Annotated in this window: 4 protein-coding genes; 1 reads left to right on the top strand and 3 read right to left on the bottom strand. The window is 39.1% G+C overall.

Translation table 11 applies throughout. The features are described 5' to 3' along the window. Positions 1-3 precede the first annotated feature (3 nt). From LVD16_RS19450 to pyrG, 3 genes are all read right to left on the bottom strand, one after another. Positions 4-774 (bottom strand): ParA family protein, encoded by a 771-nt coding sequence (locus tag LVD16_RS19450; protein ID WP_233769955.1) that lies wholly within the window; start codon positions 772-774, stop codon positions 4-6. Between the two features lie 274 nt (positions 775-1,048). After that, entirely contained in the window at positions 1,049-2,851 is a 1,803-nt protein-coding gene (gene yidC, locus LVD16_RS19445; RefSeq protein ID WP_233769954.1) for a membrane protein insertase YidC, read from the bottom strand. Positions 2,852-2,865: 14 nt separating this feature from the next. After that, positions 2,866-4,494, bottom strand: a complete 1,629-nt coding sequence (pyrG, locus tag LVD16_RS19440; protein WP_233769953.1) for a CTP synthase — start codon at positions 4,492-4,494, stop codon at positions 2,866-2,868. Positions 4,495-4,773: 279 nt separating this feature from the next. Between pyrG and LVD16_RS19435 the strand changes: the two genes are divergently transcribed. Continuing rightward, entirely contained in the window at positions 4,774-15,825 is an 11,052-nt protein-coding gene (locus LVD16_RS19435) for a PKD-like domain-containing protein (RefSeq protein ID WP_233769952.1), read from the top strand. Positions 15,826-15,830: the final 5 nt, after the last annotated feature.

The raw sequence follows: 15,830 nt of genomic DNA, 5'->3' as shown, positions 1-15,830 counted from the left end.
ATTTTAGATCATGCCATTTTTCATCAAGATCTCCTTAGAAAGGTTTAGATAGCTGATAGCTCCTTTACTCTCGGCATCGTGCGCAATAGCAGGAACACCGAAACTTGGAGATTCACTTAACTTGATGTTTCTTGGAATTATTGTGTCAAACACAATTTTTTTGAAATGAGTTTTTACCTCTTCCACTACCTGATTAGAAAGTCTCAAACGAACATCATACATAGTAAGTAAGATACCTTCTATTTCAAGAGCAGGGTTCAGTCTGGTCTGGATAATCTTAATAGTATTTAGGAGCTTGCCTAAACCTTCAAGAGCGAAGTACTCGCACTGTACAGGTATAATTACTGAGTCAGAAACGGTTAAAGCATTAATAGTGATAAGACCCAAAGAAGGAGAGCAGTCAATAATAATGAAATCATACTCTTCTTTTACCTCTTTCAGAGCATCTTTCATTCTTTCTTCACGACGCTCAATATTTACCATTTCCACTTCAGCACCAACAAGGTCTATGTGAGAAGGTAAAATATCCAGGTATTTAATATCGGTTTCACTTATGGCTTCTTTAACATCAATGCCGTCTACCATACACTCATAGATACTAACTTCAACTTCTTTAGGGTTTAGTCCCACACCGGAAGTGGAGTTAGCCTGAGGGTCTGCATCTATTACAAGAGTCTTGAATTCTAGTGCAGCTAAACTGGCAGCAAGGTTGATAGCAGTAGTGGTTTTACCCACACCACCTTTTTGGTTCGCAATGGCAATTACTTTACTCATTAATAGCTTCTAAATTAAAAAATTTAACCAATCTACGATCGTTTAGAGTATACCACTCTTGGTTGCGAAAGCTGGTGTACAATAAACTGAATGACCTTATTAAATAAACTGAGCAATGCTTAGAACTAAATAAGCTTCATTCTGTTTCTGATTTTGATTAATCAGGATTACAAAGATATAAGTTTAATTGAATTATGTAAGTCCAGAGACCCAGCTCTACCAAAGAATTAAAAAAGGCCCTTGATTACAAGGGCCTTAGTGCGATTTTTGCTAATTATTTTTTCTTTTTTGTCTGCTGTTGCTGACTGGCCTTCATCGCTTCTTCCAACCTAAGTTTGAAGGATGATTTCTTCTTATTAGCATTCTTTTTCTTATTCTCTTCCATGATCACTCTGATCTTATCTTCATCAACAAACTTTCTAATTAGAGCTTGCTGTCCGAATGTTACCAGGTTAGAAACAAAATAATAAAAACTTAATGCAGCAGGATAAGAGTTAAGCACAAACATAAAGATCACAGGCATGAAATAGGATACCGTTTTCATAGGTCCTTGTACCGAACTCACTTGCTGGTTAGACCAGGTATAAAGTATAGTAGACATGGTCATTAATAGCACGAATAAACTTACATGATCACCATAGAATGGTATCTGGAACGGCAAGTGTAAAATGCTATCATATGTAGATAAATCGTCGGCCCATAAAAAGCTCTTACCTCTTAACTCAATAGATTGAGGGAAGAATGTAAACATGGCAAACAAGATAGGCATCTGTAGTAACATTGGAATACATCCACTTACTGGACTCACACCAACTTTAGAATATAACTTCATCTGCTCCTGCTGAGCTTTAGTCATATCATCACCGTGCTTTTCTTTGATTTCATCAAGCTCCGGCTTCAATACTTTCATTTTAGCCATAGATAAGTATGACTTGTAAGAAAGTGGTGAAAGTACAAGTTTGATAATCAACACCATAATAATGATGATGATACCATAATTGCTCAAAAAGCTGCTTAAAAGATCAAATAAAGGAATAATTACAAATCTGTTTATCCACTTCATAGGAGGAAAGCCCAAGTACAGATTGCTTTCAAACTCCTCCGTTACATCTTTTAATACATGGTAGTCATTTGGTCCGAAGTAGTAGGTGAAGTTACCATTATCTCCAGTTAGGCTTGCTAAAGGAATAGAAGCTTCCACGCTAGCAAATTTCACTGTTGATGAATCAGACTCATCAAATGATGTTTCAAATTTGGCCTTACTAAAATTCGAATTTTCGGCTATAATACCAGATACGAAAAACCTTTGTTTGATCGCAAACCACTTTACAGCTTCTTCAATATCTTCACTTTCTGTTCCACTCGCCCTGGCGCTTAGTTCATCAAAGTCTTCGTCGCCAGTAAAGTAAGTAATCGTAGTATTATTTCTACTTTGTTTTAGATCCTTCTCCTGACGCTTTAAATGGTCATTCCATTTATAAGTAAGCGTACCATTTGCATCGGTATTTAAACCATTTAGTTCAAGCTTATATTTCACCTGATATGAATCTGGCACTAATGTATATATGTGCTTAACAGATCGGCCACCAGATAAATTTAAGGAATAAGCTACAGAGCTATCACCCTGAGGCTGAGCTTGATAATAAAGCGAATTAAGATCAATTACTCTACCTTCCGCAGTTAATACTTGAGAGAACTTGTTACTCTGCTCATCTAATAAGGTTACAGGACCATCTTCGTTATCTTTAAAGTCTTTAAGAACAACTTTGCTGATGATACCACCTTTGGTAGAGAAGCTTACTTTTATTTTTTCGTTTTCTAGTGTTGTAGATTCACTTGTACCAGAAGCACCTTGAGCGAAAGCGCCATATTGCTCCTGATATTTTAAATTCTTAATTGAATCATTTTCCTCTACAATCTCTGTGTTTTCAGTTATTGTTTCAGCAGGTTTTTTCACTACTACCGAATCGCTCTGTAACTGCTCATTGTTAGCTGTTGGTTCAGGGGCAAAAAAGTAAAAATAGCCCACTAACAATAAGGCAATTAATATCAAACCTGTTGCTTGATTTCTATCCATTTCTTAAATAAAAATTAGTTTTTTGAATTCTTCGCTTTCTTATGATCTAAAGCAGCGGCCACAAATTTAACAAATAATGGGTGAGGATTAAGCACTGTGCTTTTTAATTCTGGATGGTACTGCACTCCTACAAACCATTGGTGGTCTTTTAACTCTACAACTTCTACTAAGCCAGTATCCGGATTTATACCTGTAGCTAGTAAGCCAGCTTTTTCCATGTCTTTTAGATACTTGTTGTTAAACTCATATCTGTGACGGTGACGTTCGCTAATTTTGCTTTTCCCGTATACCGAATGAGCCTTACTGCCTTTTTTAAGATCGCAAGGATAAGCACCAAGCCTCATAGTTCCGCCCATATCTACAATTTTCTTCTGCTCCTCCATTAAATCTATGACAGGGAACTTAGTTTTATCGTTAAGCTCAGTAGAGCAGGCACCGTCTAATTTTAGTACGTTTCTGGCAAACTCCATAACGGCACATTGCATGCCTAAACAGATGCCGAAGAATGGAATATTATTTTCTCTTAGGAAACGTATGGCCTCTATTTTACCCTCCATTCCTCTTTCACCAAATCCAGGAGCCACTAATACTCCGTCTAATTTTTCAAGTACAGAGGCACTGTTTTCTTCGTTGATGGTTTCAGAAGAAATATATTGAAGATCTACACGACACTCATTGTGAGCTCCCGCATGAATAAAGGCTTCTACTATTGATTTGTATGCATCAGGCAGCTCTACGTATTTTCCAACTAAGCCAATCTTTACCTCGTCAGTAGGGTTTTTGAGTTTCCCTAAGAATATTTTCCACTGATCTAAATTAGGCTCAGTTTTGTTAGGCATTTTTAATTTGGCCAATACCCTCTCCGCCAGCTTTTCTTTACGCATAAGCAAAGGCACATCATAGATAGTTTCAGCATCAAGTGCCTCTATTACAGAGTTAATATGCACGTTGCAGAAAAGCGCCAATTTTTTTCTTATTTCTACGGGCAATCTCATTTCTGATCTACAAACCAGTATGTCTGGCTGAATACCAGCTTCTAATAATTGCTTAACCGAGTGCTGAGTAGGTTTAGTTTTTAATTCTTTGGCTGCGCTAAGGTAGGGGATAAGTGTAAGATGGATTACCAGGAAATTATTAGTGCCTACGTCCCATTTTACTTGCCTTACAGCTTCAATAAATGGCAGAGACTCAATATCACCAACGCAACCACCTATCTCAGTGATCACAAAATCGTAATCACCACTCTCACCAAGAGAATAAATGTTTCTCTTAATCTCATCAGTAATGTGAGGTACCACCTGTACCGTTTTACCTAAATACTCACCTCTTCTCTCTTTAGTGATCACATTATTATAGATGCGACCTGTTGTAATGTTATTAGCTTGTGAAGTAGGAGTATTTAAAAATCTTTCATAATGGCCTAGATCAAGGTCAGTTTCTGCTCCATCATCAGTAACATAGCATTCTCCATGTTCATATGGATTTAACGTACCCGGATCGATATTAATGTATGGATCGAGTTTTTGAATAGTTACTTTAAAACCTCTGGCTTGTAGTAATTTACCAAGAGATGCTGAAATGATACCTTTTCCTAAAGAAGATGTTACCCCACCGGTAACAAAGATGTACTTAGCTGTGGCCATAAGTATGTTAAAATGTTGCGATAAAACTTATGGGATACAAAGGTAAAGTAAAAGCCTTAATAAGGTAGTAAACAGATAGAAATTTACTTAAAAAATATGAATCCACTGAACACTTGAATTACGTAAGTGTTTGACGGTAATATTATTGATAAATAATAGCGGAATAGTTACATGGTTACTTAACTGGGCTAATATTTATTAAAATATTAGCAGACATATATGAATATATATTAAGTTTGCTTATTTTGAAAACTGATCTTCTTATAACGCGATACTCTAATGCTTATTTTTTTAAAGCGTGACTATTTTTTTGGCTTTATAATTTCTGTTCTTCTTTTCTTCAGTCCAATGGCTGCAGTCTTTGGACAAACAGGAACTTGTGCCGACGCTACTGACTTTGGTGTAATAAATAATACATCACTAAACTGTGGTGGTGATAACATCACCAGAACAGTTACAGCTAACAATACTTCAACAAGTCCTTGGACTGCATCTGATAATATTCAAGCTACCATATTTTGGGATGATGGGTCGCCCAATGACATTGTTACTTTAACATTTCTAAATGCGGCGATTGGTTGGACGGCGACAATTAACCATACATATCCTGATAATGGACTTACTTGTGAGTATAATGCGAGAGCTCAATTAATAGTTAACGGAACTACTTGTACAGGTTCAGATGTTAATGACCCCTTTGATGTAATTGTTTACGATGAATTAGATAACCCTAATGTAGGTACACATGATATTAATCATGTACCAACCACAGCAGGAGCGGAGAATCCATCAACGCTGGAAGTTGACATCTGTGAAGGAGATACGGATAGAATTAGATTAAGAGACAATAGTACATACAACTGTACTATGCCTACATTAAATAACCCACCTACAGATTCAAGGAATAAAGAAGATCGTTGGATTCAGTTTGTGTATGGTACTAATGAAACCATTACGGGAGATGTAACTATTGGAGGTGTTGTGGTATCCTCTTTTCCCTATTTTGGAGAAGTAATTCACATTGGTGATAACACGGCAAATCCTTTAAATGATGAGACATTAAACATAGAAATGCCCGCAACTGCTTTGGCGGGTGAATTTTTTGAAGTTACACTAAGAAGCTGGAACATATGTAATCCATATGACAATAATCCGGATGATGGTAACAAGTATGATCCTGTAGGTGGTGTATTTGATCCTACCGTAGAACCTATTTTTGGATCTTTTCCTTTGGCTTCAGAAGCTCCGGTAACCACAACTCAAAATATTAGGATTATTAACAAGCCTCCGTTGGCGAATGCGAATAGTCCGGTGATTTGTTTGAATACGGATTTATCTACAGTAGAATTTCAAATTACGGGCGGTAATCTTTCTCAAAGTACAGAAATCAGATGGTACGATGCTGATCCTAATGCAGGAGGGGTACTTCTAAATAATCCTTACGGAAATAATAGCAATGCATACCCTGCCAATGCTGGTAACTTGGGTATAAACAACTCTGTACCAGGGAGTACTTCCATTTGGGCTACCTATATACAAGGTGCTAGTAATGATTGTGAAAGTGATCCTGTTGAAGTAACGCTTACTATCAGAGATGATTTGGCTGATCCTACAATAACTACTTCCACACCTTTAGTTTGTGATGGAGAGACCAATGTATCCTATCAAATTGCCGCAGCACCGCCAGCAGGTGCTAAGTATGTATGGTCTCTTGGTGGTGGTGACGTAAGCTTTGTTGGAGGTGTAAACGAAGGTCAAAATGTGCAACTCGACTTCAATACAGGTGTAGCAGCAGGAACTTCGACTAACAGAACCTTATTAGTAAGAACTGAATACATCAGTGCTCCGTCATGTCCCTCTGACTTTACGACATTAGATATCACCATCAGTGGAGGCCCAAGAGCAGTTCACTCTGGTGATGTAACTGTTTGTGCCGGTAACCCCGCAGCAGATATTGACTGGACAATAGCCGGTGATGGTCCATTTGATTTCACTTATGAAAAGGATGACGGAACCACCGTGACACCAGTAGTTGTGACTGGTCATAATTCTAATACCTTCACAATTTCTCCAGGAGCACCTTCCGTGGAGACCAGTTATGAAATTATAACCATGACTGATGCCAATGGATGTACTAATACTGCCGCTGATTTAGGCGGGAAGGCATTTGTGAGGATAGGTACTACACCACCTACAGTTGATGGCATATCAGTTGAACCAGCAGTGTGTGATGATGGTGGGGCAACTGCAGTTCCGAGAGTTATCGTCGATTTGGATTTGCCAGCTGGCGAAAATATTGAAGTGAATTATACCATAGACGGTGGTAGTGTAATAAACAGGGTATTTACCACTAATGCTAATGGAGAAATATTTATAGACGCAACTTATGCTGATCTAGGAAATACCCCGGGAACATATGTTTTTGATATCATCAATCTGGAGGAAGTTTCTTCGGCCTGTAATGTGCCTATTAACCAGCCTTTTAATGTTATAATTAATGCTCGTCCTGCGGCTCCTTCTAATCCTCAGGATGGATTAGCTTGTTCCCCTGATGTTCCCACAGCTACTATTCAGGTGGATGCTCCGGCTCCAGGCGAAACTATTAATTGGTTTTCTACATCTACAGGTGGTGTTTCTATAGGAACAGGAAACATTTTTACTCCTGGTGCTGCTGGCGTATACTATGCAGAGAATAGTAATGCAAATTGTGTTAGTGCTAGTCGTACTGCAGTTACATTATACGAAGATACGCCGCCATCTGCGGCAGATGCAGGTACTACACCGGCTCCTTTTTGCGAATCCTTTTATAACCTTGCTGCGGTAGCACCTGCTTCAGGTAGAGGCAGTTGGTCTGTAGATGGCTTACTTTATGCCGAGAATTTTACAGGGATGGTTGACGGTGTAATAGTTGATCATGATCTATATGGCTGGGACAGACAGGTGAACGTGGCGTCATTTACAGGTCCTGATAGTTATTTTGAGGTACGTGGCCAAAGAATGACAGGTAGAGATACCAATGATGAAGTTGTCTGGGTGTCTGATCCTATAGATGTTACAGGAGTTCCGAGTATAGATTTCTCAATGAACGTATCTCAGTCAGGTGATATGGAAGGTACAGGTACCGGAAGAGATTATATTGGTGCCTATTACTCAATTGATGGAGGTACAGAGACCCTGATAGGAACTGAACTAGGTGGTAACTTTGGAAGTAGCAATATTTCTGGGACCTATGCTTCAGGAGGTTCATCAATGGTTATAGTTATCAGATTGAAAACCAATGCTAACGATGAAATTATCAATTTTGATAATATTTTAGTAAGAGCTACCGGTACATCTATAAATATTGCCGATGTAAATCAGGCCAGCACAAATATTACGGGATTACCAGTGGGAACTACCACAGTAACCTGGACAGTGACAAGTTTATTAGGGGCTTGTAATCCTACAACTGCCACAGTTGATTTAGAAAGACTGCCACCACCGGCTGTAACTGATCCTGCTCCGGAAGTTTGTGAGGATAATCCCGGTAGTCAACAGGCTGAGGTGGATTTAACAGCTTATAAAGATGCGATTGTAGGAGCAGCTGTGTCTGCTGATAGAGCAATCAGTTATTTCGAAAATGCGGCTAAAACAATATCAGTGGCAGATCCAACTGCTCACATTGTAAACAATACAACTTTAAAGACTGTATACATCACAGTTGAAAATACGCTAACAGGTTGTACTAATAATGGAACTATCACCTTTGATGTGGTTGGACTTCCTTCAGCGAATGACTTAAATGAGGAATTATGCGAAGACGTACTCAACAATGGTCTGGTAGATGATGTAGATCTTACATTTTATGAGGCTGGTATAATTGCTCCAGCGCTTCCTGCTGATCGTACAGTTTCCTGGTTTACTGATCCTAGTTTAGATCCTTCCTTTGCCGTTCCTACTCCAACAGATGTGGATGCAGTGCAGGATGGAGATGTTTTTTATGCATTGGTGGATAACTCAGCAGCAGGTTGTTCAGACGCCGCTCAGATTACTTTTACAGTTAATCCACAACCACAGCTCAATCCTATTCAGGTGGGAGGAGCAACTCCGGCATCTATAACTCTATGTAGAAATGGCACAGATCCAGTGTTCTTTCAAATAAGTGGTTCCTTAAATCCTAGTTCTACATATCAATGGACATTACCTGGCACTGGAGAATTTGTGTTAGAAAGTGGTGCTACTTTAGATAATTTCTTCGTGCCGCTTACATTCCCAACTTCAGTTGCTTCTCCAGGTTTACCTTTAAGCGTGGTAGAAACTACTGTGGATGGTTGTGTTGGTCAACCTAATATTATTGACATTGTAGTTGTAGATATTCCAGCTAAGCCAATAATAGCAGGTAATGATGTGGTTTGTACTTCAGATGAAAATATTACTTATAGAATCAGTAGTCCTGTAGCAGGTTCCTTGTATACATGGGATGTGCCTGGAGCACTAGGTTCTATAATAAGTGGCCAAAATACTGATGAGATTATCGTAGATATTGGTAATACACCTGGTAACTATAATATTACGGTAAGAGAAACTAGTTCTAGTGGATGTATAAGCCCAAGTGCAGATCCTTTCCCAGTTGAAGTATATGCTCAGCCGAAGATGACCTCAGTAAATGCAGTTACTATCTGTAGCGGTGAAGCAGTGAATACCGCTTTAATATTTACCTCAGATATGCCAACTGCAACTTTCGAATGGCAAGTTATTTCTAAATCAGGACCAGTAGGAGGTACGGCGGTAGGAAATGTGGGTACTGGTAATATTACAGACGTTCTCACTAACGCGTCCACTTCTGTAGGCCAGGTTACTTATGAAGTTGTTCCAGTAGGACCTGCACCAGCTACTTGTGATGGTCCGAGTCAGTTTGTATTTATTTCTATTGAGCCTGAGCCTGCGGTTAATGTCGCTGTAGCTGAATCTGTAATTTGTAATGGAGATAATGCATCACTTCAGGTAACAACTCCAACAGTGTCATCAAACCCAGGAGACTTGGTTTTTGATTATGGTTATTCAACTACGGATGCTGCGAATATATCTGGTGCAGGTCTTTTGTCAGGAGCAGATCAACCATTTGGAGTTACGCTTTCAGGAAACTTGGATAATAGTAGTGACGAAGATATTACTGTAACCTACTATTTTGTACCTAAATTAAATGGTTGCGGTACTGGGGATACACTAAGAAGAAATGTTATTGTGGAGCCAACTCCATCAATGGCAATGACTAATAATCAGCCTCGTATTTGTAATGGTGAAAACATCGATATAGATATAACAAGCCCTACAATTCCAAGCGTTCCAGGAGATTTATCATTTGATTATACTACTGTAAGCACAGGAAGTACAAGTGGCACGGCGTTTTATAATGCCACAACTGTGGTGGGAAGAACATTCCCTACTACTTTAAATGGTACTTTAATTAATAATGGTGATCAATATATCACTGTGACCTTTGAAGGAATACCTAAATTAAGTGGTTGCTCAGACGGGGTTGCCGAAAGTACAGATGTAATTGTAGAACCAACACCAAAAGCATCAATTACTAACAATACACTTAATATCTGTAGTAACGATAATATTGATATCATAATCAATTCCCCAACGGTGGTAAGCCCTGGAAGTGTACTTACTTTTGATTATACAACAGTGAGCTCAAACCCAGCTACCATATCAGGTACCGCTTACTCTACAACACCAGTAACGGGGCAGACATTTTTATCCAATCTCACTGGTACATTGATCAATTCAGGTACAGATGATCTTACTGTTACTTTTAATGTAACACCTATGATCAATGGTTGTGCAGCAGGACCAGTGAGTTCAACTACAGTGGTTGTAGAGCCCGCGCCGAATGTGTTTTTAACCAATAATAGTCCTGTGATATGTGATGGAGGATTGGTAAATATTGGAGTAACAACTACTACTAATGCAAGTGATCCATCAAAATTAAAATTTGATGTATCTGTAAGTAGTCCTGATATTACCTCCTTACTTGGGTCAGCCAAGACACCACCTTCAAACAATAGTTTTCCAGGCAGTATCTCAGGTAACCTAATTAATACGAGTAATTCGGCTATCGAAGTAGAATATACGGTTACACCTCGTATTGGCACTTGTCCTGTAGGGGTATCAAAGGTCACGAAGGTGATAGTAGAACCTACACCACAAGCGAACCCTCAAGAATTGAGTAAAGTGGTTTGTGATAATGAGTACTTTGAAATTGATGTGCTTTCCCCAACATCGCCTACCGATATTAATGACTTGGCGTATAAGTATACTGTGAGTAGTGATAATCCTGCAGCTACGGGTGGATCTGCGTTCACAGCCAGAAATAATTTGATATTTGGAACAAATAAAATAGCAGGTGAATTAACTAACTCAAGCAATAGTGTTATTACAGTTACCTTTGAGGTTACACCTACCTTGGCCAATTGTTCTGATGGGCCTAAGCAAATAGTTGAGGTGAAGGTTAATCCAGTCCCTGCTTTGAGTTTGGTTAACAATGCTCCCCTAATTTGTAATGAAGATAATGTTGATATCGCAGTTAATTTAGCTAGTTCAAGTGAGGATGATTCTTTCTATTCATATACTTACAGTGCTACTAGCAGTCCTGTTGGTGCTGTCACAGGTACTGGAATGTCAGGAGGATCAGGTGCTTTTCCGTCATCAAATATTCAAGGTCAACTGATCAATTCATCTGATCAAACGGCTACAGTTACTTATGAATTTATTCCTCACTATGCCGGATGTACGGATGGTGTGGCACGTTATGCTACGGTGCAAGTAGAGCCTACACCAAGTGTGGTAGCGGTAAATAATTCTCCACTAATTTGTTCTGGAGGTGCAGTAGATGTTGTTGTCAGTAGTGTAACGATTCCTTCAGATCCGAATAAGCTTACTTTCAATTATACAGTGACCAGTGATGGTCCTATTGAAGGGTCAGCCTCATCGGGGGCCACTGGAAGAAGTGTACCTTTCAATATTAATGGAACTTTGACTAACCCTGGTAATAATCCTGTTAATGTTACCTATCATATTACACCTCAATTAAGTGGTTGTGCTAATGGGGCTGTTGAAGATGTTATAGTGGTGGTAGAACCTCAGCCGGTAGCTTTGCTTAATAACAGGACTCCTCAAATTTGTACCGGAGGAAATGTTGATATTGAAGTTACCACCCCAGTCAATTCTACTGATCCATCAGATTTATCTTATGATGTTACGGTAGTGGCTAGTGGACCGGGAGTAACCGGAAGTGCCTTCACTGATTTAACAGATGTTCCATTTGGTACCTCTATCACTGGAGATTTAATTAATAGTACTGATGCTGCTATTACAGTTACCTATTCAGTAACACCAAAATTATTAGGTTGCGCCTCGGGGCAGGTGAAGAATACAACAGTGGTTGTTGATCCTTTACCTAAAGCTAATATTACTAATAATGGAATTGATTTGATTTGCAGTGGCGGCAATGTAGATATTGATATTACTTCCCCCACTGTACCAAATATACCTGGTAACCTGGTCTTTGATTACACTGTAACTAGTTCGGTGCCAGGAGTAATCAGTGGATCAGCATTTACAGGTGGCACAGGAAGAGGTTTTCCTCTAAATATAGCAGGTACGCTCATAAACAGTAGTAATGATGTGGTTTTAGTTACCTATAGAGCCACCCCGAGGTTGGCTAACTGTACCAGTGGAGGATTTGTGGAAACTACAGTGGAAGTACAACCGCAACCAGTTCTTAATCCGATTGTAAATACTACTCCATTGATTTGTAATGAGGATTTTGTGTCCATTACAGTAAGTACACCTACTGCTCCAAAAGTGGATGGTGAACTTACCTTTGATTATACAGTAGTAAGTTCAAATGCAGCTGTTACTTCAGGTACAGCTTATAACAATGGTGTAGGAGGTACAGATGAATATATATCTACCACAAATGATTTTGTCATCAATGGTGATTTAATAAATAGTAGCAACGCTTTCGTAACCGTTACTTATACTTTTACACCAAAGATAAATGGTTGTCCTTCTGGTGATCCACAAGTAACTACTGTGCAGGTGGAGCCTACTCCAGAGCTAGCGGTTAATCCTGTTTCGCCATCTCCGATTTCACCTATATGTAGTGGCGATGAGATTAATATACAGATTACTAATCTTATAAATCCTACAGATAGAGCATCATTGACTTTTGATGTAGATGTGCAGTCAACAGATAATCTTGTCACTTCTGGTTCGGCCTTTAACAATGATACTGGATTACCATATCCCGGCAGAATAACTGGTGATTTGATTAACACGGGCAATATACCAGTAACAGTTACATTTACTTTTACCCCTATGTTGCATGGATGTGTTGGGACACCTCAAACTTTAGATATCCAGGTAGATCCATTGCCTGGGGCACTAGCATTGAATGAGGTGGCTTGTTCTGATGTAATTATTAATAGAATTAAGGCCGTTGATCTTACACTTTTAGAGTCTCAAGTTAATACTAATGTAGGAAGTGGTTTTACCATTACCTGGTTTAGAGATTCTTTCCTTAATTCTCAAATAGCTTCACCAACTAATTATACAATGCTTGATGGGGTGCCAGTATATGCTAAGGTGGTGAATGATGCGACAGGTTGTGTAAATTCGGCACCTGTTACATATAGAATTAACCCTAAACCTCAAGTTTCTACAGTTATAACTTACTATGATAATATATATGGTGTTAGCTGCCTGGGTGCAACAGATGGGGAAATACAAGCTTCTACAATAGATGCTATCGGAGCAGTAACTTATGAGTTGCTTGACGCTGCTAAAGTATCCTTAGGTATTACTAATACAGATGGACACTTTACGAATCTGGCAGCGGGTCAATATTTTATCAGCGTAACTGATGCAAATAGTTGTCAAGGTGAAACTATTGCCCCTGTGGTGTTGCTTTCTCCATTTGAACTTTCTGGTGGATTTGTTTACAATGAGCCAGGAGGTATTTGTGCAGGAGATGCCCCTGATAGGTTTACAGAGCTTTCTTCTCCTTTCGGAGGAACTACAGGAGGTGCAGGATATCTTTACCAATGGCAGTTCTCTTCCGACGGGGTTACTTATACTGATATTGCTGGTGCAACTGGAGCAGAGTACCAACATGGTACAATGAACACCCCAGGGACATATTATTTCCTTAGAGAGGTACGTACTCCAAATGGTTGTGGACCTAAATTATCTAATGGTGGTATACCATTGGAAGTGGTGGTAAATACAATTCCTACGGGTACCATTGATATTAAAGATGGTTTGGCAAATTCTGTAAATTCGATCTGTGAGGGATCTCCGTTTATTGTTGAGTTTAATTTTACAAATGGAAGCGAACCATATACGTTTGTATACGAAGACCCACAGGGTGTACAAAGAACGCAACTAGGGGCAGCTACTTCATCAGTATTTATAAATCAGGCTGGTCCAGCGGATGAGGGTACTTATACTTTGGTTAGCGTTACTGATAGAAATGGTTGTACTAGTTATCCTAATGCCACTGCGGTATTGCAGGTTGTTCAACTAGATGCATCGTTTAGCTTCACGGAGTCTTCACCGCAGTGTAGCCCTGCTCAATTTAACTTTAGGTTTGATCAAGAAGCCAATGTTGAATATAGATTTATATGGAAGGATGGTTCACCTGATGAAGTAATACCTGTTTCAGCCACAGATATAACTGGAGTGGTAGTACCTCATACTTTCACCAACGGTTCGACAGATACCCCATATACCTATAATATTACTCTTCAGGCTAGATTTAGCACAGGGGCAAGCACCTGTGTTCAAGAATTTGATAAACCTATACGAGTATATCCTGAAATAATTCCAAATGTGGCTGCAAGTAACCCTATCGTTTGTAGTGGAGATGAATTTATATTCACTAACACGTCATTGGGAGCTAATAGACATGATTGGAGATTAATTGACCCCGTTTCAGGTAATGTACTTGAAACATTCAATGGAAATAATACAAACCTTGTTCCTGTAGGCTGGGAAATAGACAATACCTCATCTTTAAATCCTAAGCCTTATACAGTAGAGTTTACAGGTACAAATGCGACCACCGGATGCTTTGAAACAACAGACTTTACCGTTCAAGTTTACAAGAAAGTGGTACCGGACTTTACTTTTAACTTTAGAGATCCAGGTATATTCCAGGCGGGTTTTATTGATGTAGATTATACGAATACATCTGACCCGATTGATGAAACTGAATTTGAATATTCATGGAATTTCGATGATGGAATGCTATTAGATGATAATGCAACTCCAGTAAATCCATATAGGTATAGCCAGCCTGGTGACAAGCGCGTCACATTGACGGTAAAGAATAATGCAGCACTTGGACTTTGTGATGTCGATGTTACAAAAATCATCAGTATTCCTGTAGAGCCTATAAACCCTGATTTTATGTTATCGGCATTTAATATTTGTAATGGAGCTACAGTTACTGTTACAAATAACACAACTGGTGGTGCTAATAAATTTATCTGGTCTGTTTATGATGGCGAAATGAACGAGCTTTTCAGTCGCATAGATTTGGTAACTCCGGGTGATGTAGATCATTCTGCTGACTTTACCTTCCAGGCGAATGTTCCAGGCATTTATACCGTTAAGCTTGAGGCAATCAATACCTTTACGCAAGAGAGTGAGGAGATAATCAAAGATGATCTACTTGAAATTTATGAGAATCCAAATGCTAACTTCGATTTCAGACCGGATGTGGTATTTGTTCCAGATCAACCATTGTTAACGTTTAACTACTCGCAAGGTGCTAATGAGTATATGTGGAACTTTGGAGACGGTGGTTCTTCTACAGAATTCCAACCGCAGCATCAATATGTATATGAGGGAGATTTTGATGTTACTCTTGTAGCTATTGCTAACTACGGTGAGAAAGAATTGGAAGAAGGACTCTTTGACGTACTTTATTGCTTCGATACGCTAACTCGTACGGTGGAAGCAAAAGATGGCGGTTATACTAAAATACCAAATGCTTTTACGCCTAGCACTTTAGGTCCATCTCCAGATGGTAGAATTCAGAATGAGGTGAACAACGATATATTCCTCCCTATAACCAGAGGAGTAGAGGAGTTCCAAATGTTAATTTTTGACCGTTGGGGTAACCTTATCTTTGAAAGTAACGATCAGACTGTTGGTTGGGATGGTTACAATAGTGATAATAAACTGATGCCAGCTGGCGTCTATGTCTATAAGCTCACGCTTCGTCTTTCGAATGGTGAGCGAACTACAAGAATTGGTGATGTAATGCTTATTCGATAATTTTT

It is taken from the genome of Fulvivirga ligni, assembly GCF_021389935.1.
GTDB classification, from domain to species: domain Bacteria; phylum Bacteroidota; class Bacteroidia; order Cytophagales; family Cyclobacteriaceae; genus Fulvivirga; species Fulvivirga ligni.
This window is presented reverse-complemented; position numbering and strand designations above follow the sequence as displayed.